At 43.5% G+C, this 17,739-nt stretch carries 22 protein-coding genes; 10 read left to right on the top strand and 12 right to left on the bottom strand.

Annotated features, from left to right (window positions below; translation table 11 throughout):
• The first annotated feature begins 207 nt into the window (after positions 1–207).
• Positions 208–2,385 (top strand): AsmA family protein, encoded by a 2,178-nt coding sequence (locus K6984_RS13935; RefSeq protein ID WP_221896079.1) that lies wholly within the window; start codon positions 208–210, stop codon positions 2,383–2,385.
• Positions 2,386–2,540: 155 nt separating this feature from the next.
• On the opposite strand, the gene pyrE is transcribed toward K6984_RS13935, so the two are convergent.
• Together pyrE and hemW are read right to left on the bottom strand one after the other, a co-directional pair.
• On the bottom strand, positions 2,541–3,182 hold the full coding sequence (gene pyrE, locus K6984_RS13930) for an orotate phosphoribosyltransferase (RefSeq protein WP_221896078.1): 642 nt from the start codon (positions 3,180–3,182) through the stop codon (positions 2,541–2,543).
• Positions 3,175–4,344: a radical SAM family heme chaperone HemW gene (gene hemW / locus K6984_RS13925; RefSeq protein ID WP_221896139.1), complete on the bottom strand. Its 1,170-nt coding sequence runs from the start codon at positions 4,342–4,344 to the stop codon at positions 3,175–3,177. Before hemW ends, pyrE begins: the two co-directional genes overlap by 8 nt.
• Positions 4,345–4,593: 249 nt before the next feature.
• On the opposite strand from hemW, the gene sucC reads away from it, so the two are divergent.
• The 4 genes from sucC to K6984_RS33535 all read left to right on the top strand — a co-directional run bounded on the left by sucC (position 4,594) and on the right by K6984_RS33535 (position 7,649).
• Positions 4,594–5,763, top strand: coding sequence for an ADP-forming succinate--CoA ligase subunit beta (sucC, locus tag K6984_RS13920; protein WP_221896077.1), 1,170 nt, complete (start codon positions 4,594–4,596; stop codon positions 5,761–5,763).
• Entirely contained in the window at positions 5,760–6,635 is an 876-nt protein-coding gene (gene sucD / locus K6984_RS13915) for a succinate--CoA ligase subunit alpha (RefSeq protein WP_221896076.1), read from the top strand. Before sucC ends, sucD begins: the two co-directional genes overlap by 4 nt.
• 463 nt (positions 6,636–7,098) lie before the next feature.
• A complete protein-coding gene (locus K6984_RS13910) occupies positions 7,099–7,572 on the top strand; it encodes a hypothetical protein (protein WP_221896075.1) in 474 nt (157 codons plus the stop codon).
• Positions 7,521–7,649, top strand: a complete 129-nt coding sequence (locus K6984_RS33535) for a hypothetical protein (protein ID WP_263458596.1) — start codon at positions 7,521–7,523, stop codon at positions 7,647–7,649. Before K6984_RS13910 ends, K6984_RS33535 begins: the two co-directional genes overlap by 52 nt.
• A gap of 448 nt (positions 7,650–8,097) precedes the next feature.
• Here K6984_RS33535 and K6984_RS31060 read toward each other — a convergent pair whose 3' ends face one another.
• Positions 8,098–8,814 (bottom strand): hypothetical protein, encoded by a 717-nt coding sequence (locus tag K6984_RS31060; protein WP_230988086.1) that lies wholly within the window; start codon positions 8,812–8,814, stop codon positions 8,098–8,100.
• Positions 8,815–8,839: 25 nt separating this feature from the next.
• Positions 8,840–9,505, bottom strand: a complete 666-nt coding sequence (locus K6984_RS31055; protein WP_230988085.1) for a transposase — start codon at positions 9,503–9,505, stop codon at positions 8,840–8,842.
• Between K6984_RS31055 and K6984_RS13900 the strand changes: the two genes are divergently transcribed.
• Positions 9,487–10,203 carry a transposase gene (locus tag K6984_RS13900; protein WP_338024518.1) on the top strand — a complete coding sequence of 239 codons (717 nt, stop codon included), beginning with the start codon at positions 9,487–9,489 and terminating at the stop codon, positions 10,201–10,203. The genes K6984_RS31055 and K6984_RS13900 overlap by 19 nt on opposite strands.
• A 45-nt stretch (positions 10,204–10,248) precedes the next feature.
• Positions 10,249–10,827, top strand: a complete 579-nt coding sequence (locus K6984_RS13895; protein ID WP_221896073.1) for an HvfA family oxazolone/thioamide-modified RiPP metallophore — start codon at positions 10,249–10,251, stop codon at positions 10,825–10,827.
• Positions 10,828–10,973: 146 nt separating this feature from the next.
• On the opposite strand, the gene K6984_RS13890 is transcribed toward K6984_RS13895, so the two are convergent.
• From K6984_RS13890 to K6984_RS13880, 4 genes are all read right to left on the bottom strand, one after another.
• On the bottom strand, positions 10,974–11,300 hold the full coding sequence (locus K6984_RS13890) for a hypothetical protein (RefSeq protein ID WP_221896072.1): 327 nt from the start codon (positions 11,298–11,300) through the stop codon (positions 10,974–10,976).
• 969 nt (positions 11,301–12,269) lie between these two features.
• Entirely contained in the window at positions 12,270–12,410 is a 141-nt protein-coding gene (locus tag K6984_RS13885; protein ID WP_221896071.1) for a hypothetical protein, read from the bottom strand.
• Positions 12,411–12,953: 543 nt separating this feature from the next.
• Positions 12,954–13,082, bottom strand: coding sequence for a hypothetical protein (locus tag K6984_RS33530; protein ID WP_263458596.1), 129 nt, complete (start codon positions 13,080–13,082; stop codon positions 12,954–12,956).
• A gap of 316 nt (positions 13,083–13,398) precedes the next feature.
• On the bottom strand, positions 13,399–13,560 hold the full coding sequence (locus K6984_RS13880) for a hypothetical protein (protein ID WP_221896070.1): 162 nt from the start codon (positions 13,558–13,560) through the stop codon (positions 13,399–13,401).
• A 12-nt stretch (positions 13,561–13,572) separates the two neighbouring features.
• Between K6984_RS13880 and K6984_RS13875 the strand changes: the two genes are divergently transcribed.
• Complete coding sequence (locus K6984_RS13875) at positions 13,573–13,713, top strand: hypothetical protein (protein ID WP_221895447.1); 141 nt, start codon at positions 13,573–13,575, stop codon at positions 13,711–13,713.
• Between the two features lie 28 nt (positions 13,714–13,741).
• Here K6984_RS13875 and K6984_RS33525 read toward each other — a convergent pair whose 3' ends face one another.
• Both K6984_RS33525 and K6984_RS33520 read right to left on the bottom strand, forming a co-directional pair.
• Entirely contained in the window at positions 13,742–13,867 is a 126-nt protein-coding gene (locus K6984_RS33525; RefSeq protein WP_263458618.1) for a hypothetical protein, read from the bottom strand.
• A gap of 27 nt (positions 13,868–13,894) precedes the next feature.
• Complete coding sequence (locus K6984_RS33520; protein ID WP_263458596.1) at positions 13,895–14,023, bottom strand: hypothetical protein; 129 nt, start codon at positions 14,021–14,023, stop codon at positions 13,895–13,897.
• A gap of 234 nt (positions 14,024–14,257) precedes the next feature.
• Between K6984_RS33520 and K6984_RS31050 the strand changes: the two genes are divergently transcribed.
• Both K6984_RS31050 and K6984_RS31045 read left to right on the top strand, forming a co-directional pair.
• Entirely contained in the window at positions 14,258–14,986 is a 729-nt protein-coding gene (locus K6984_RS31050) for a transposase (protein ID WP_230988084.1), read from the top strand.
• On the top strand, positions 14,947–15,663 hold the full coding sequence (locus K6984_RS31045) for a hypothetical protein (RefSeq protein ID WP_230988083.1): 717 nt from the start codon (positions 14,947–14,949) through the stop codon (positions 15,661–15,663). The genes K6984_RS31050 and K6984_RS31045 overlap by 40 nt, the downstream gene beginning before the upstream one ends.
• Before the next feature lie 62 nt (positions 15,664–15,725).
• Here the strand turns inward: K6984_RS31045 and hldE are convergent, their stop codons facing one another.
• Both hldE and K6984_RS13860 read right to left on the bottom strand, forming a co-directional pair.
• Entirely contained in the window at positions 15,726–17,147 is a 1,422-nt protein-coding gene (gene hldE / locus K6984_RS13865) for a bifunctional D-glycero-beta-D-manno-heptose-7-phosphate kinase/D-glycero-beta-D-manno-heptose 1-phosphate adenylyltransferase HldE (RefSeq protein ID WP_221896069.1), read from the bottom strand.
• A complete protein-coding gene (locus tag K6984_RS13860; protein ID WP_221896068.1) occupies positions 17,147–17,731 on the bottom strand; it encodes a D-sedoheptulose-7-phosphate isomerase in 585 nt (194 codons plus the stop codon). Before K6984_RS13860 ends, hldE begins: the two co-directional genes overlap by 1 nt.
• Positions 17,732–17,739 lie beyond the last annotated feature (8 nt).

The following is a 17,739-nucleotide window of genomic DNA, read 5'->3' as shown; positions in this document are numbered from 1 at the left end:
GTCATGAAAAATTTTCTGATAAACAGAGTGTTTTTTTGAAGTCTAAATAATTGGGTAGTTTATAATGTCAAATAGAACTTGCATAGAACTGTTTATCAAAAGAATTCAATAGCTGCGCTCATAAACAGTATAGCCAGGCAATGGAACTGCGCCGCGAGATATGTGCAGTCGTTTTAAAAACTTAGCATTAATTCCGGGAGATAAGTGATGGGAAAGATACTTAAAGGTATTTTAATATTTGTTTTTGCACTGGTATTCCTGATCGTTTCTGCGGCAATCATTATTCCATTAGTAGCCGATTTAAACGATTATAAAACTGAAATGGAAGTTGCTGTGCATGAGCAAACAGGACGAAACCTAAAGATAGAAGGTGAGCTGGATTTATCTGTATTTCCATGGCTAGGTGTATCTACGGGAAAAATAATTTTAAGTAATGCAGCCGGGTTTGCAGGCCAGCCTTTTGTCATAATTGGCGAGGCGGATATTAAAGTCAAATTACTGCCGTTATTTTCCAAACATATAGAAGTAAGTACCGTGGTATTAAAAGGCCTGGAATTACATCTGGAAAAAAACCAGCAAGGCATGGCTAACTGGGAAGACCTAGGAGCACAAAATACGGGCGATGAACAGCCAGCTGAGCTAACTGAAAAGGAGGTCAGCAAAGCAAAGTCAGCTGGTGTGCAGGCACCAGAGCAGGAAATGGCGACAGAAGAAGCGGCTATAGATTTAACTGCAATCAAAATTGGCGGACTTGTTATACAAGACTCTCTGGTCAGCTGGGATGACCAGCAAGCGGGACAACATATCGTTGTTAAAGAATTTAACTTTAGTTCTGGCGCCGTCGTTTTTAATCAACCTATCGCCCTTAAAATGGGGTTTTTGCTGGAAAATGCCGACCCTGCAGTAACCGAGCGATTAACGCTATCGACCAGCCTGGTTATTGATGAGGCATTACAGAAAATTCAACTGGCAAATTTTCATCTGGATTCTGCGACCAAAGGCGAGTCTATTCCGGGGGGGCAAATAGATACACAGCTGGAATCCGAGTTTAGTCTGGATCTGCAGGCACAAACACTAGCTGTAAAAAATATACAGCTAGCCACAAATTTAATGCAATTAACGGGCGAATTAAATGCCAGCAAGCTAAACACTGATTTGCAATATACTGGAGCTATACAGATTGCACCTTTTAGCCCTAAAAAGCTGATGCAGCAATTAGCGATAGATGTACCTGAAACAAGTGATAAACAGGTGTTACAACAGTTTGCAATGGGTTTTGACTTACAAGGTAGCGCGGACTCGGTAGTGCTGGAAAGTCTAAAAATCATCCTGGATGATACGAATATTAAAGGCTCTGTAAGTGTTCGGCAATTTAACCAGCCAGCCATTACATTTCAGTTAGCGGTAGATAATATTGATGTTGACCGTTACTCTGCGCCCAAGCAGAAATCCAGTCCGGCAAAAACATCACCAGCGGTGAAACGCAAAGCACATGCTACTGAAACTGACTTGCTACCAATGGACACCCTGCGCACACTCGATATCAATGGCGACTTAAAAATCGCCAGACTAAAAGCAGCGCAATTAAACATGGCGGGAGTCAGCTTAAATCTACAGGCTAGGCAGGGAATATTAAAGACCCGACAAACGATTGATCAGCTTTATCAAGGAAATTATAAGGGGCAAATCACTATCAATGCCAAGGGAAAAATGCCGGTCATTTCTCTTAATGAAAAAATTGCCAATGTTCAGTTAGAGCCTTTGTTAACGGATCTGCAGCCCAATAGCAAAGCAAAAATAAAAGGTCTTGCGAATATTGCCGCTAAACTAAGAACCACTGGTAATACTATGCCGGCGATAAAATCTGCACTGGGCGGTACGCTGAATTTTTCATTAGATAAAGGCGCGGTCAGAGGGTTTAACCTGCAAAAAATAATAGACTTGGGCAGACTTGCTGCCCAAGGTAAGAAAATGCGGCAGAGCTATGCTGATGAACAAACCCTGTTTACTGTTATTAAAGGCTCCGCGACGATTAAAAAGGGCATAATTAATAACCCCGATTTCCTGGCAGAATCCTCAACCATAGAAGTTAAAGGCGGAGGAACAGCAAACTTAGTTAATGAAGCACTGGATTATAGGGTTGTTGCAAAAGCTAAAAAAGGCGGTAAGAATATTGCTAACCGCCCAGTTGCTATAAAGGTAGGGGGGACATTCTCAGAACCGAATTATGTAGTCGATTTAACAGCGATAAACGAAATGATGACCGATGAAGAAAAACAAAAAGTGAACAAATTTATCGATAAACGCGAAAAAGAAATCGATAAAGCTCTGGGAGAAGGCACCGGTAAAGCCGTTAATAAATTATTAAAAGGCTTTTTTAACTAGTGTCGCAGCTATTTTGATGAATAGGATGATTATAAGCTGTTGATTATAAAAAACAGCACAATGAACAATTGAATCATCCAGTACGGTGCTGCACTATGTTGATTTGATGGGGGGGGCTGAGATTTGCTGATCTAGCTACGCCCCCAAAAAAATAATTAAATCCCATATTGCCGCTGATATGCTTTGATCGCAGCAATATTTATATTATAAGATTTATCGGCAGCAATAAATTCAATAATATGCTCTAGGGCAACTATTGAGATAACCGGCATGGCAAAGCGCTCGCTCACTTCCTGTATCGCAGAAATATCATTTTCGCCTTTTTCCTGTCTATCCAGCGCAATTAATACGCCTGCGGGCGTTGCTCCAGCATCATTTATGATGATTACTGACTCGCGTACAGACGTTCCTGCCGTAATGACGTCATCCAGAATCAGTACATTGCCTTTTAAAGGTGCGCCAACCAGACATCCCCCTTCGCCATGATCTTTGGCTTCTTTACGGTTAAAGGCAAACGGAATATCGCTGTCCTGGATTTGTGCATATGCGATAGCGGCCGCACTGACTAATGGAATTCCTTTATAAGCGGGGCCATATAAAATATCCACTTTTATACCTGAATGTATTAGTGCCTGCGCGTAAAATTGTCCAAGTTTAGCTAATTGCGCACCGCTGTTAAATAGACCCGTATTAAAAAAATAAGGGCTGGTACGCCCAGATTTTAATTGAAATTCGCCAAATTTTAAGACCCCGCAATCCAGCGAATATTGAATAAATTGTTTTTGATAATCAAGCATCTGTAGTATCCGTGCCAAGAAAGTTTTCTAAAATATTGTCCAGAAAATGCCAGCCTTTTTCTGAGCACTGGTAGTAGTGTTGTTGGTGTTCTAGTAGCAGCTCTTGCTGCAGACAATTTGTCAGAGCCGGCTGTAGGGATTGTGCAGGTAGCCCTGTTCTTTGCATATACGTGGCAAGACTAAAGCCCTGTTTTAAGCGCAAGTGATTCATAATAAATTCCAGTGGCAAGTCACCCTGCTTAATTTCCTGGCATAGTCTATCATCTTTAATTTGCCTGAGATATTGCTCCGGCTGTTTCGGTTTTGAGGTACGTACGATGTTGTTTGGCAAGCTGCGCGTAATTTTGCCATGCGCGCCTGCGCCTATGCCTAAATAATCACCGAAAGACCAGTAGTTAAGATTATGTCTGCATTGCTTACCCTTTTTTGCATAGGCAGAAATCTCATATTGCTGATAACCGTGTTCAGCTAATAGCTTTTGACAAGCGAGTTGCTGGTTAAAAATAGCATCATCACCCGGTAATACCGGCGGGTATTTATGAAAATAGGTATTTGGCTCCAGCGTTAGCTGATAAAAGGAAATATGCGCTGGTTGTAGTTCTATGGCTTGTTGTACATCATGCAAGCTATCATGCTCCTCACTCTCTGGCAGGCCAAACATTAAGTCCAGATTAAAATTATCAAAGCCTGCCTGCCTGGCGATTGCTACTGCGTGAATAGCTTCGTCTGCTGAATGCACTCGTCCCAGGCGTTTTAAATGTGCATCGTTAAAGCTCTGTATCCCAATTGATAAGCGGTTAATGCCAATCGCCCGGTAATCAGTAAATTTATCACTTTCAAAAGTGCCTGGATTAGCCTCCAGGGTAATTTCTATATCATCGGCAAACACTAGATACTGTTGCATAGCTGTTAGCAAACGGTCTAGCTGATTGGCTGAAAACAGGCTAGGCGTTCCCCCACCCATAAAAATGCTTTGAATAGGTCGTGCTTCATGGAACTCGGCGATATCCTGATCCAGGTCGTTAAGCAGCGCATCAATATAATGAACTTCTGGCAAGTCACCTTTAACCGCATGTGAGTTAAAATCACAATAAGGACATTTTTGAATACACCAGGGAAAGTGTATATACAAACTAAGCGGCGGTAAGGGGGTGTTTTGCATAAAGTGATGATAATATTGCAGCAAATACTGCGCTAGCATGCGTTTACTGGCAGTTATACAGGCGTATTAAATTTTTCTGATTATACGCAAATTATGTAGCTGAAGCGTAATAATGATCAGCTTGTTTTTTGATCAATTTAAAGCATAAGAGTCTAGTTTAAATTTCTTATCGATAAATACTGAAATATATATGCCCAGCATATATACTCATATGTTCTGACTGTTCTTAATCTATGTACAAGGTCCTCAATGAATATTCATGAATTTCAGGCTAAGCAGCTATTTAGAGACTACCTGATTCCTGTTCCCGACAGTATTGTCGTGACGACTGCCGATGCGGCATCTACTGCTGCACAAACTTTAGCCGGCGATAGCTGGGCAATTAAAGCGCAGGTGCATGCCGGTGGGCGTGGCAAAGTAGGAGGTGTGAAAATTGCGCAAACGGCGGTAGCGGCAAGCGAATTAACCGCAGCAATGCTGGGCCAACGTCTAGTAACCAAGCAAACTGGCACGGAAGGTCTGCCCATTAATTCAGTGTTAGTAGAGAAAACCTCGGACATTAAACGTGAATTTTACCTTAGTTTACTAGTCGACCGGCAAAAGGAAAAGCTCTGTTTTATTGCCTCTGCATCAGGTGGAATGGATATCGAAGCCGTTGCCGAGCAAAATCCGGAAAAAATCATCAGCGTATTTATTAATCCGGCTGCTGGTCTGCAGCCTTATCAGTGCAGGCAAATAGCCTTTGCACTTTCCTTGCAAGGCTTACAAATAAAAGCTCTGCACAGCATTATGTCCGGTATGTTAAGGCTGTTGCTGGATAAAGATGCTAGTCAAATAGAGATCAATCCCTTAGTTGAAATAGCAGACGACAGCCTTATTGCCCTAGATGCTAAAATCAATTTCGATGATAACGCACTGGCCTTGCATAAGGACATCACGGCATTACGCGACACCACTCAAGAGGATGAAAAAGAAAACAAGGCAAAGCAATTTGACCTTAGCTATATTACTCTGGACGGCAATATAGGCTGCATGGTTAACGGCGCAGGTCTTGCGATGGCTACCATGGACCTAGTAAAGCTTAAAGGTGGGACACCTGCCAATTTCCTGGATGTCGGTGGTGGGACTAACATAGAAAAAGTTACCGAGGCATTTAAGCTGATTGTCTCGGATAAAAATGTACAGGCGGTACTGGTGAATATATTTGGTGGTATCGTGCATTGTGATGTTATTGCCCAGGGTATTCTTGGCGCGTTACAGCAAATTAAAACTAACTTGCCGGTTATAGTCCGGCTGGAAGGAACCCACGCAGAAGAAGGACGTTTGCTATTGCAGGGGGCCGCGCCAAATATATTTTCTGCGGATAATCTGGATCATGGAGCCGAACAAGCGGTCAGCCTTGCAGGAGCACGTTTATGAGTATTCTGATTGACGAGCACACCAAAGTTATTTGCCAGGGCTTTACCGGCAAGCAAGGCACCTTTCACTCGCAGCATGCTTTAAACTATGGGACCAAATTGGTTGCAGGCGTGACTCCAGGGCGAGGTGGTTCCGAGCATTTAGGCTTACCAGTATTTGATACAGTACAACAAGCCTATGCAATCACTAAGCCTGATGCCAGCGTTATTTATGTACCGCCATTTTTTGCTGCGGATGCTATTTTAGAAGCGGTAGATGCAGACATTAAATTAATCATCTGCATTACCGAAGGCATTCCAGTATTACAAATGTTGCGGGTCAAAGCGGCAATGGCAACAAGCGATGCGTTGCTCATCGGCCCTAACTGCCCAGGTATTATCACCCCTGAAGCCTGCAAAATAGGTATTATGCCCGGCAGTATACATCTGCCCGGATCTATCGGCATCGTCTCCCGCTCCGGAACATTAACTTACGAAGCTGTGCATCAGACTACCCAGCAAGGCCTGGGGCAAAGTACCTGTGTCGGTATCGGCGGCGATCCTATCCACGGCATGAATTTTATTGATGTAATCAGCCGCTTCCAGGCAGATGACTCGACTCAGGGTATTATTATGGTCGGTGAAATTGGCGGTGGCGAAGAGGAAGAAGCGGCCGAATATATTAAAAATCATGTGACTAAGCCTGTGGTAGCCTATATTACCGGCTTAACCGCGCCAGCAGGCAAACGCATGGGACATGCAGGCGCTATCGTCACCGGCGGCAAGGGAACAGCAGAAGGTAAAGTTTCTGCATTAAAAGCGGCAGGAGTTGAGGTGGTTAATTCACCTTCAAAAATGGGCATAGCCATGAAAGAACTTATTTCAAATGGCTAACAGTATAAATAACATCAGTGTTCCCATTGAAAGAAGAAGTACCTAAACAAAGCAGCCTATAACCTACCTGAAGGTAGCACCACTCGAATATTTTCATCTTTTTGATTTTAATCACATCATAAACGGATATCACCCATGCTTAAAGACCTACCACTCTCTGAACATATTCACCAACTCGGGGAGTCGCTATTTTTGCGAAAGCTTGTTTTGGGCATCCCAGCCCAAGCAAGCGGCAAAAACTTAACGCGACCACTAATGCCTTCGGCGCCCCAGACGTCCTGCGTACGTGCCACTTCGCCATTACCATCGTAAACTCGGTGCTGGCTTCGTAACACTCCCTCAAATGACTGGACGGCGTTTCGGAATGCCTTTTATTTTGTCTACACCTACGCTAGCGCTACGATTCCGACAAAACAACGGCCCTACGCCTTCTGGGGACTACCAGCCCTCGCTTTCGCTCTCCATGGCTGGCAGCGACTGCAATGAAAGTATGGAACGTGCCCTGTTAGCAGAGCGTCATCCTTTGTGGGCTCGTTCATGCCCAGAGTTGAAGGATATCGACTTTATTCGCCTTGGGTTATTACGCTGTATCAGTGTAGTCGATAGTGGTCGTCATTTCCTCCAAACCAATGAACAGATTTATGGCCAGCTGCTTCCCCACTCAACGTATTTTAAATCACTGAAGTCGCATAGACGAACAAGTATGCTTGAGGCATTTGAACAGCAGAGCTATCATCTTCACGCTGAAACACTGCTATCGCAAGACATTGATTATCTTAAAGAATTCCAGGAACTTGACGAATACACCATAGAAGCAGCGGATGGACATTTTATTGATCATGCCTGCCATACTGAAAAAAAACAGCAATCGGGGAGTCGCTATTTTTGCGAAAGCTTGTTTTGGGCATCCCAGCCCAAGCAAGCAGCAAAAACTTAACGCGACCACTTATGCCTCCGGCGGCCCCGATTCGTCCTCGTCACCTTGTCCCGACCCAACAAGGGGTCGGAACATAGGCTCCAAATGACTTGACGCCGTGTCGGATGGCCTTTTATTTTGTCTCCACCTTCGCTAACGCTCAGACTCCGACAAAATAACGGCCCTACGGCTATCGCGGACTAAAAATCATCACTTCGCTTAGGCTCCGTTTCCCTGATTTTCAGCGGGGGAAAGTTTATGCGGCCGGGGGGATTTACGCGTTGAATCTCAGAAGTGGTTTGCTCAGATTTCTTTGTCTGGTGACAAGCGGAACTCAGAGACATCAAGAAATACCTGTGTTACGAGATCATATTGAAAAGCAAAACAAGGGAAATAACAGCTCTCAGAAACATCTCTATGTCTACGATAAAGCCGTCACCGACTTTATCTGGTGGGATCGGCAGAAACGACATGCTAATTACATGATTTCAATGCTAAAACTCGATGTTCAAGTTTTTCCATCCCATTGCCATCAAACTCTTACCTTCACCCAGCAGAACAATACTTTAATGATGGTGTTGGCTCTAAGCGCCCTAAATCTCTGCCAATCATATGTTTTCCTGATGGCATCAGTTGAAACACATCCTTTATTAATTCACCTAACTCTTTCAGCTTATCACCAGGATCTGGAAACTCTAGCAATGACGTGATGAACTCAAGCAGTACATCCATTTGAGACTTGCGCTGTAAGCTTCCTACGGTATACGCAGGTAGTTTGCTTTCAATGTGGGCTATTTGCTCTGGGTGAAGGAGAAGGCAATGGTCAAACAAAAGACTCAGAATCAGGCCACGGCTTGATCCCTCTTCATCTAATTGTTTGGCCTCACGCCCCCATCCTTCATAAAGCTTCCAGTCCTCAAAGAAAACCTTAATCAGCCATCTCAGCGTATAGGCTTGAATAATATCTTGTGTGCGCCAAGTCAGGTCTGTCGCCACTAAATAGCGATAGTCGTTTTCACCGTCATATTTTAAGGCAATGACAAAGCGTTTTTTACTGTGAGAACTCACCTTTAATCGTGCACTGCTGACAGTCACTTTAATCTCTTTTCCGCCACGTACACGTATTATCTGATCAATGCCTTTGTTAATCGAATTAAAGTAGCTCTCGACTGACCTTATTCTACCTCTATATTCAATATTTTGGTTTTTACGTAATTGGCTAATCACCTGCGAGCCTCCAGATTCTTTAGCGGCTTCGTCCATAAAGGCTTTTTCACCATACAGCGCATCAAGCCAGTACGCCTTTAATTTTAATCAGGCTATGCGCAACTTTAAACTCTTTTAATAAGCCTAATGCAATCTCTGTTTTGGTCGGGTAGGCACTGTCACGTTCAGGCTTAATAGGCCGATCTTTTTTTGCTATACCGCTCTTTTTCAACCGTTTATCTTCTTTATCCCACTGCTTTAAGGCTGGATCCGGCATATAAAAGAAAAAACCGACAGGCACTGTAATGGATGAGGTAACTAGCAGCAATAATACTATCGTTTGTCCATTAACATACCCGCCGGAGCCTTTGTGTTTCTGCTTGTAAACCTTATAAATACGTTTTGTAGACTTAGATCGTGCTCGGTCTGATTCATCAAAGGCCAACACACCTTCAGTAATGCCATAACGTTTTAAAATTAAGACCACACTCACCCGTAGCAACCAGTCCCAGGGTATACTTGCTTTACGAAACCCCCAGGATAATGCGGCTACTTTGCAATCTCCAAGGCTTGCTCGCTCAAACTTAGCCCAGCAAACAGAGTTCATTAGCAGTATGCCCGTTAAACAAGTGCCCAACCAAGCGGCTTGAATCCGTGTCAAAGCGGCTCTGGGTTTTAGCTGATTGAGCGCATCATTTAAATCGTCAATATAGCTTTGGATAAAGGTGGCTGGGGCATTCATTAACATGGGCTTACACCGATAAAATTACAACAACTTCAGAATACCTGATTTTACCTTCTCAATATCAAAAACTTGAACATCGAGTAAAAGAAAATTCAATTGCGACTCTGGTTGAGTCTATCCCTTTTGACTCCCAGCATGAGATCAATACAGGAGTTGAAGCATACAGTGTGTACGAAAACAAGGGCATCAAATTTAACGTGGTGGATTTCCGTGGTCCAGAAACCGGAAAACTTCACCGGTTTGTGACAACCTTGCCAATGACTATTAACCCTGGAACCATTGCCATGCTGTATTTCAAGCGATGGACGATTGAAAAGACATTCAATATCACTAAAAGTAATTTCAAGGAAACTAAAGCTCGGTCTTCCAATACCCGCTCACTTGAAAATCAAATGCGCCTGACTGCAATGAGCTATAATTTAATGCGCGTGTTTGAAGAGATTTCAAAAACACAACAGCCAGAATTGATTCATCCATCGGATAAAAAATATAGCGAGGCTCTGGAGATAAGGCAGCAACAGGCGCAAAAACGAGATCGTTTTGTGAATCCATTATTTTTCCAGGCAAGAATATCTCGTATCAGCTCGTATACCATTCGAGCAGTTCAAAACGCAATAATAACAGGAATGTCTTTACAGTGCTTTATGAGCTCTCTTGTGGCGAGGTTAGTTTCACGGCCTCAATTGATAGGGGAACACTGATGATGAATAATGTAATTAACTAATCATTTAGATATCGAGGATAACATGAAAAAAACGACCCAAACTTTAACAACTATCGGTTCTGCAGTTGCTGCAACATTCGCGGCAGGTGCTGTTAATGCAGAGAGCAACCCATTTGCCATGAGTGAACTGAGCAGTGGCTATATGCAACTTGCAGAGTCGGATAAAGCGGGCGAAATGAAGTGGGGTTCTAAAATGAACATGAACAAGCAAAAAGAAGCTTCGTGTGGTGAAGGTTCATGTGGCAGCATGATGGAAAATGGCAAAATGAAAAAAGGTCTGGAAAATGCCTGTGGCGCAATGATGAAAGGCAAAGAAGGTGCTTGTGGCGATATGCAAGGAAAACCAGCCGCTAAAAAAGTAAAAAATAAAGGCTATTCAGTCAGTAAAACAGGCTGGGGTAAAAAATCCACATCTGATGACATGCAAAAAGGCATGGACATGAAAGGTATGGAAGGAAAATGCGGGGAAGGAAAGTGCGGCGGCATGATGCAGGGTGGACAAATGAAAAAGGGCATGGAAGGCTCATGCGGTGACATGATGAAAGGCAGTGAAGGTAGTTGTGGCGCGATGATTTCACCTGAAAAAGCAGCGGGTGAGTAAATTAAGAGTATTCCACATAAATTGATTTATCCGTCAGGTTTTTAATGTAAAGTTTGTTTGGAATCTAAGTTAAAAGCCCGGCTTGATTACAACCGGGCTATTTTTTGTCTATTACTCGATGTTCAAGTTTTTCCATCCCATTGCCATCAAACTCTTACCTTCACCCAGTAGAACAATACTTTAATGATGCTGTTGGCCCTAAGCGCCCTAAATCTCTGCCAATCATATGTTTTCCTGATGGCATCAGTTGAAACACATCTTACGCTGAAAATCATGGAAACGGAGCTTAGCGAAGTGGTGATTTTTAGTCCCTGATAGGCGACAGGGCAATTCGCTGATTCGACGTGTGCTAGCAGCACGCGAGAGGAGCAAGAATTGCATTCCGAATAGCCGTCCAGCCAGTGAGGTAGTAATGACGAAGCGGCTTTTGTGCGTAGTCGTTGCGGACGCAGGGCGTTCAGGGCATCTCCCATCCGCTGCGTAGGTGACGAATTATGGCGACAGGAGTCCCGGAATTTCGTGAGGTAGCATGGCGCGGCCTGAATGCCGCTTGATATGGTTGGCTATTCCATGTAAGAGGGCCGACTGCAGGGAAGAGTGTACTACCGCAGTTTCTGCCTTGCTTACGCGCCTGATTAATGAGATGTAGTATCTCGGATTTAGAACTGGCTTCGATACTGTCGTCAGTTTCATCATCATTGTCATCGCCGTTATTGTCTCCCCAGCTATAATTAACTGAGGCTACACCAGACTGATAACCAAAGGCTTTCATGGTTAGGTTGACGGTTGTAGCCCCGGTAAATTTGATATATTCTTTGCCTGGATTTGAGCCATCGCCGTTATATCCAGACCACTCTATGTCTATGCCCTGGTAAGTGATTGATGCTGCTGAACTGCCATGTAAAAGCCCATTGGGCCAGGCGATAATAGCGGAACTCGTCGCTGTATCATAGAGCTGGATATCCACATCCGACTGTGCATCCATGTCAATTTTAAGATTGTTGACCCCTGTGGGTATATCACCAACCTTTACGGTGGCATCTTTTGCAATTTGCTGCTGAAAAGAACCATTGCCACTAGCAGGCGTATCACAATTTGTCCCTCCCCAGGAATAATTAACATTTGCAATACCAGCATGATAACCAAAAACTTTCATAATAAAAGCCCGGCTTATTGGGGCTGATGGATCGTTGTTATCAGATAACTTTATAAATTCATTGCCAACTCCGGTATCATCGCCATTATATCCTGACCATTCAATTTTAATTCCATGGTATACGGTACTTTGATGTCCCGAACCAGATAAAATTCCATTAGACCAATGAATGGTTTTCTCTCCCGTTTTCTTATCGTAGAGCTGAATATCAATATCTACCGTAGCCGTTAAAAAAAATCAATTACTGAAAGTCCAATAGGTACTTCTCCTATTTCAACAATACCGTTTAATGGAATTTCTTGCTGAAAAGCCCCGCTTCCTCTTCGGCATTATGATTTTCAGGGCAAAAATCAAATGCAGCATTAGCCGCATTTGGAGTTAGTAAAAACAGGTAAATAAGTGAATATAAAAATAATTTTAGTTGCATAACAGCCCTCTTTTAACCCATCTTCGTCACTATTGATGATGTAGTTGTTATAAATCAATTGGTTGAAATTTTAAAAAGTAGCCAGTTGGCACTACAGATTTTGTGTTTTTGTATAAAACGTTGGATTTTTTAGAGTATTTTTGTCGCATGTAAATTACACTCAAATAATGATGATTTTTTTGACAAAAGTCAATGAATTTATCGACAAAAATAATATAAATGGCACTACAAAACTTTCAAAAAAAACACCATTGATTTTAAAGAGAATTTTTCGACAAAAAATCGCTTAAACCGATGAATCAATGGCTTAGAAAGATGAAAGTGACGAAGATGGGTTAATAAGTTGAGCCTAGGGCTCTAACTCAGATTCTAGTTAATGATGTAGTGCATCATTCGCTGAAAATCAGGGAAACGGAGCCTAAGCGAAGTGATGATTTTTAGTCCGCGATAGCCGTAGGGCCGTTATTTTGTCGGAGTCTGAGCGTTAGCGAAGGTGGAGACAAAATAAAAGGCCATCCGACACGGCGTCAAGTCATTTGGAGCCTATGTTCCGACCCCTTGTTGGGTCGGGACGAGGTGACGAGGACGAATCGGGGCCGCCGGAGGCATAAGTGGTCGCGTTAAGTTTTTGCTGCTTGCTTGGGCTGGGATGCCCAAAACAAGCTTTCGCAAAAATAGCGACTCCCCGAAGTATTAAGCAATTACTATGCCAATATGACTGTATGTCAATGCTGTTTGTAATCTTATTGATTCTCTGCATATTTTAATAAGCTGAAAGGAATGGGTTGATATCAACTTGTCTAATATGCCCGACAAATGCTTAACTTTTCTAGCAGTGTATAAAATGTGATGGAAGTTAATGTTATGTCATACTTTGAAATAAAAAGAAAGATAGAGGTCTTGTAGATGAAATAATCTAATTTTTTCTTGTCATATACAAGCGACGAGCTCAGGGGTAGAGCTAATGATTTCCAATTAAGCTAAAACATCAGTTGAGCACGCTGTTGAGCAGCATCTGGGCGCGAAAGACAAAACAGGCGCGCCATGCTACCTCACGAAATTCCGGGACTCCTGTCGCCGTAATTCGTTCACCTACGCAGCGAATAGGAGATGCTCCAGCCGCCCTGCGTCCGCCACAGACTGAGCACAAAGCAGCTCAGTCATGGCTACCACAAATGGCTCTACGGCTATTCGGGATAAAATTTTAGCCTCCCTCGCGCGCTATCGCGCACTTCGGATTGGCAAATTTCCCTGCGCCTTCTGGAGACTATCAGCCCGTCCGGGGCTGACAGCGAAAGCTTGAAGAGAATGGCCTCGGTCCTTGTCGAGATCTATCGCTGAAAATCCTGGAAACGGAGCTTTAGCGAAGTGAAGATTTTTAGTCCGCGATAGCCGTAGGGCCGTTGTTTTGTCGGAGTCTGAGCGTTAGCGAAGGTGGAGACAAAATAAAAGGCCATCCGACACGGCGTCAAGTCATTTGGAGCCTATGTTCCGACCCCTTGTTGGGTCGGGACGAGGTGACGAGGACGAATCGGGGCCGCCGGAGGCATAAGTGGTCGCGTTAAGTTTTTGCTGCTTGCTTGGGCTGGGATGCCCAAAACAAGCTTTCGCAAAAATAGCGACTCCCCGATCTGCAAGATTTTGTATGCAGATTGCTTTACAAAACCTGAAGTGGGTTCGACTCACTAAATGGGTGAGTGGGGAAAAGTTGATTAGACTCAATATGCAATAACTTATGCAGTTAGTTAGTGTTTAACTGATCTTTTATACTCGATGTTCAAGTTTTTGATATTGAGAAGGTAAAATCAGGTATTCTGAGGTTGTTGTAATTTTATCGGTGTAAGCCCATGTTAATGAATGCCCCTGCCACCTTTATCCAAAGCTATATTGACGATTTAAATGATGCGCTCAATCAGCTAAAACCCGGAGCCGCTTTGACACGGATTCAAGCCGCTTGGTTGGGCACTTGTTTAACGGGCATACTGCTAATGAACTCTGTTTGCTGGGCTAAGTTTGAGCGAGCAAGCCTTGGAGATTGCAAAGTAGCCGCATTATCCTGGGTGTTTCGTAAAGCAAGTATACCCTGGGACTGGTTGCTACGGGTGAGTGTGGTCTTAATTTTAAAACGTTATGGCATTACTGAAGGTGTGTTGGCCTTTGATGAATCAGCCCGAGCACGATCTAAGTCTACAAAACGTATTTATAAGGTTTACAAGCAGAAACACAAAGGCTCCGGCGGGTATGTTAATGGACAAACGATAGTATTATTGCTGCTAGTTACCTCATCCATTACAGTGCCTGTCGGTTTTTTCTTTTATATGCCGGATCCAGCCTTAAAGCAGTGGGATAAAGAAGATAAACGGTTGAAAAAGAGCGGTATAGCAAAAAAATATCGGCCTATTAAGCCTGAACGTGACAGTGCCTACCCGACCAAAACAGAGATTGCATTAGGCTTATTAAAAGAGTTTAAAGTTGCGCATAGCCTGATTAAAATTAAAGGCGTACTGGCTGATGCGCTGTATGGTGAAAAGCCTTTATGGACGAAGCCGCTAAAGAATCTGGAGGCTCGCAGGTGATTAGCCAATTACGTAAAAACCAAAATATTGAATATAGAGGTAGAATAAGGTCAGTCGAGAGCTACTTTAATTCGATTAACAAAGGCATTGATCAGATAATACGTGTACGTGGCGGCAAAGAGATTAAAGTGACTGTCAGCAGTGCACGATTGAAGGTGAGTTCTCACAGTAAAAAACGCTTTGTCATTGCCTTAAAATATGACGGTGAAAACGACTATCGCTATTTAGTGGCGACAGACCTGACTTGGCGCACACAAGATATTATTCAAGCCTATACGTTGAGATGGCTGATTGAGGTTTTCTTTGAGGACTGGAAGCTTTATGAAGGATGGGGGCGTGAAGCCAAACAATTAGATGAAGAGGGATCAAGCCGTGGCCTGATTCTGAGTCTTTTGTTTGACCATTGCCTTCTCCTTCACCCAGAGCAAATAGCCCGCATTGAAAGCAAACTACCTGCGTATACCGTAGGAAGCTTACAGCGCAAGTCTCAAATGGATGTACTGCTTGAGTTCATCACGTCATTGCTAGAGTTTCCAGATCCTGGTGATAAGCTGAAAGAGTTAGGTGAATTAATAAAGGATGTGTTTCAACTGATGCCATCAGGAAAACATATGATTGGCAGAGATTTAGGGCGCTTAGGGTCAACAGCATCATTAAAGTATTGTTCTGCTGGGTGAAGGTAAGAGTTTGATGGCAATGGGATGGAAAAACTTGAACATCGAGTTATAGGAATAATGGCTTATTGCTTTTTAATACGCTCAATTGTAGTCGTAGTCGATTTGCCAGCTACAAAATCAAGAATTTCAACTTTGCCGCCTGCGGTAATTACAGCTTCTGCGCCGACAACGTCTTCAGGCTTATAGTCACCGCCTTTTACCAGCACATCCGGTAAAAATTTATGATAAATACGTTCTGGGGTTTCCTCAAAGAATGGAATCACCCAATCCACACAACCTAGTGCAGCAATAATAGTCATTCGGTCGGCTAATTTATTAATCGGGCGCGACTCGCCTTTTAATTGCTGTACTGATTCATCGGAATTGATGGCGACTACCAGTCGGTCACCTAGTAGCCTGGCTTGCTCAAGATAGGCAACATGGCCAGCATGTAAAATATCAAAGCAGCCATTGGTCATCACGACTTTTTCACCGCTATGCTGGGAAAAGTTGATTTCTTTTTGTAATTCATCTTCAGTGACCACACCGCTAATATTTTCCTTATCGCCATGCAAGGCTCGATTAAGTTCATGGCTACTCACGGTCGATGTTCCAAACTTCCCTACGACGATCCCTGCCGCCATATTTGCCAGGTGCATGGCATGTTGTAAGTCTAAACCTGAAGCCACTCCTAGCGCCATGCTGGAGATTACGGTGTCTCCTGCGCCTGTAACGTCAAAGACTTCCCGTGCATGGGTGGGTAAAAAATGCGCTGCATCTTGTTTAATTAATGCCATGCCATGCTCACTTAAAGTGACCAACAAGGCATCGATATTATATTGTGTTAATAAAGTCTGGCCTTTGCTGACTAGTTGCTTATTGTCCTGACATTCGCCTACAACTGCCTGAAATTCAGCCCGATTGGGTGTGATTAATGTGGCTCCCTGATAACGGGAAAAATCGCTACCTTTTGGATCGACAAAACTTTGCACACCTTGTTTATTCGCAAGTTCCAGTAATTGTGGAATATGCGCTAAAACACCTTTAGCATAATCTGAAAAGATAACTACATCTACGGTTGTCAGTGCTTTACTATAGTGTTCTAGCAATTCTGCATAGTTAAAGTCGACTAATGACTCTTCAAAGTCCAGGCGTATTAGCTGCTGATGCTGGGCAACGATACGTAATTTACATGTGGTAGGTGCATGAGTACTTTTAATAAAATCACAGGAAACCCCCTTTGCTGCTAGCAAATTTTCTAGCTCTCCAGCTTTGGTATCATTTCCAACAATGCCCAATAGCTTCACATTAGCTGCTAAGGAGGCAATATTTAATGCGACATTTCCGGCACCGCCTGCGCGTGCATCTTTCTTGGTGACTTTGACGATAGGGACAGGCGCCTCTGGCGATACGCGTGAGGTTTGGCCTGACCAGTAATAATCCAGCATTAGGTCGCCGACCACCAGGATATTCAAGCCTTTAAAGTCAGGTATTTCACTAATCATTATCGACCTCGTTCATTTTCAATTTCATCTACCATTTCACACCACCAGTGGTAAATTAATTGGTGTGCTTCCTGAATACGTGCGGTAGTTTTGGACGGTATAACAATTGCCATATCGACCTGCGCTTTTAAGCGCCCACCATCACCGCCCATTAAACCAATGACTGACATGTTTTGTTGTTTTGCAGCAAGGCTCGCCTGAATAATATTTTCGCTATTACCTGAAGTTGAAAAGGCAATTAAGCAATCGCCTTCCGCACCCAGCGCTGCAACCTGACGGGAATACAGGCTATCAAAGCTGAAGTCATTGGGGTGTGCGGTTAGTATTGAGGTATCAGTAGTCAAGGCAATAGCTGGATAAGCGCGGCGATTTTTATGGTAACGAATTACTAGCTCGGCAGCAAAATGTTGGCAATCTGCCGCGCTACCGCCATTACCGCAGAGCAGTATTTTGTGGCCGGAAATCAGGGTGCTGATAATCAGCTTGGATGCGGCGCTGATCAGTGGCTTATAGTCAGCTAACTGCTTAATCAGTTGCTGGTGTTCTTGTAGAACATCAGTAAAGTCATTTGTTACTGTCGACATTTGAATCC

Origin of the sequence: Bathymodiolus japonicus methanotrophic gill symbiont (assembly GCF_019721995.1) — a bacterium.
In the GTDB taxonomy this organism is placed as follows: Bacteria; Pseudomonadota; Gammaproteobacteria; order Methylococcales; family Methylomonadaceae; genus Methyloprofundus.
Note: the sequence above shows the minus strand (reverse complement) of the source record. Positions and strands in the feature narration are given on the sequence as shown.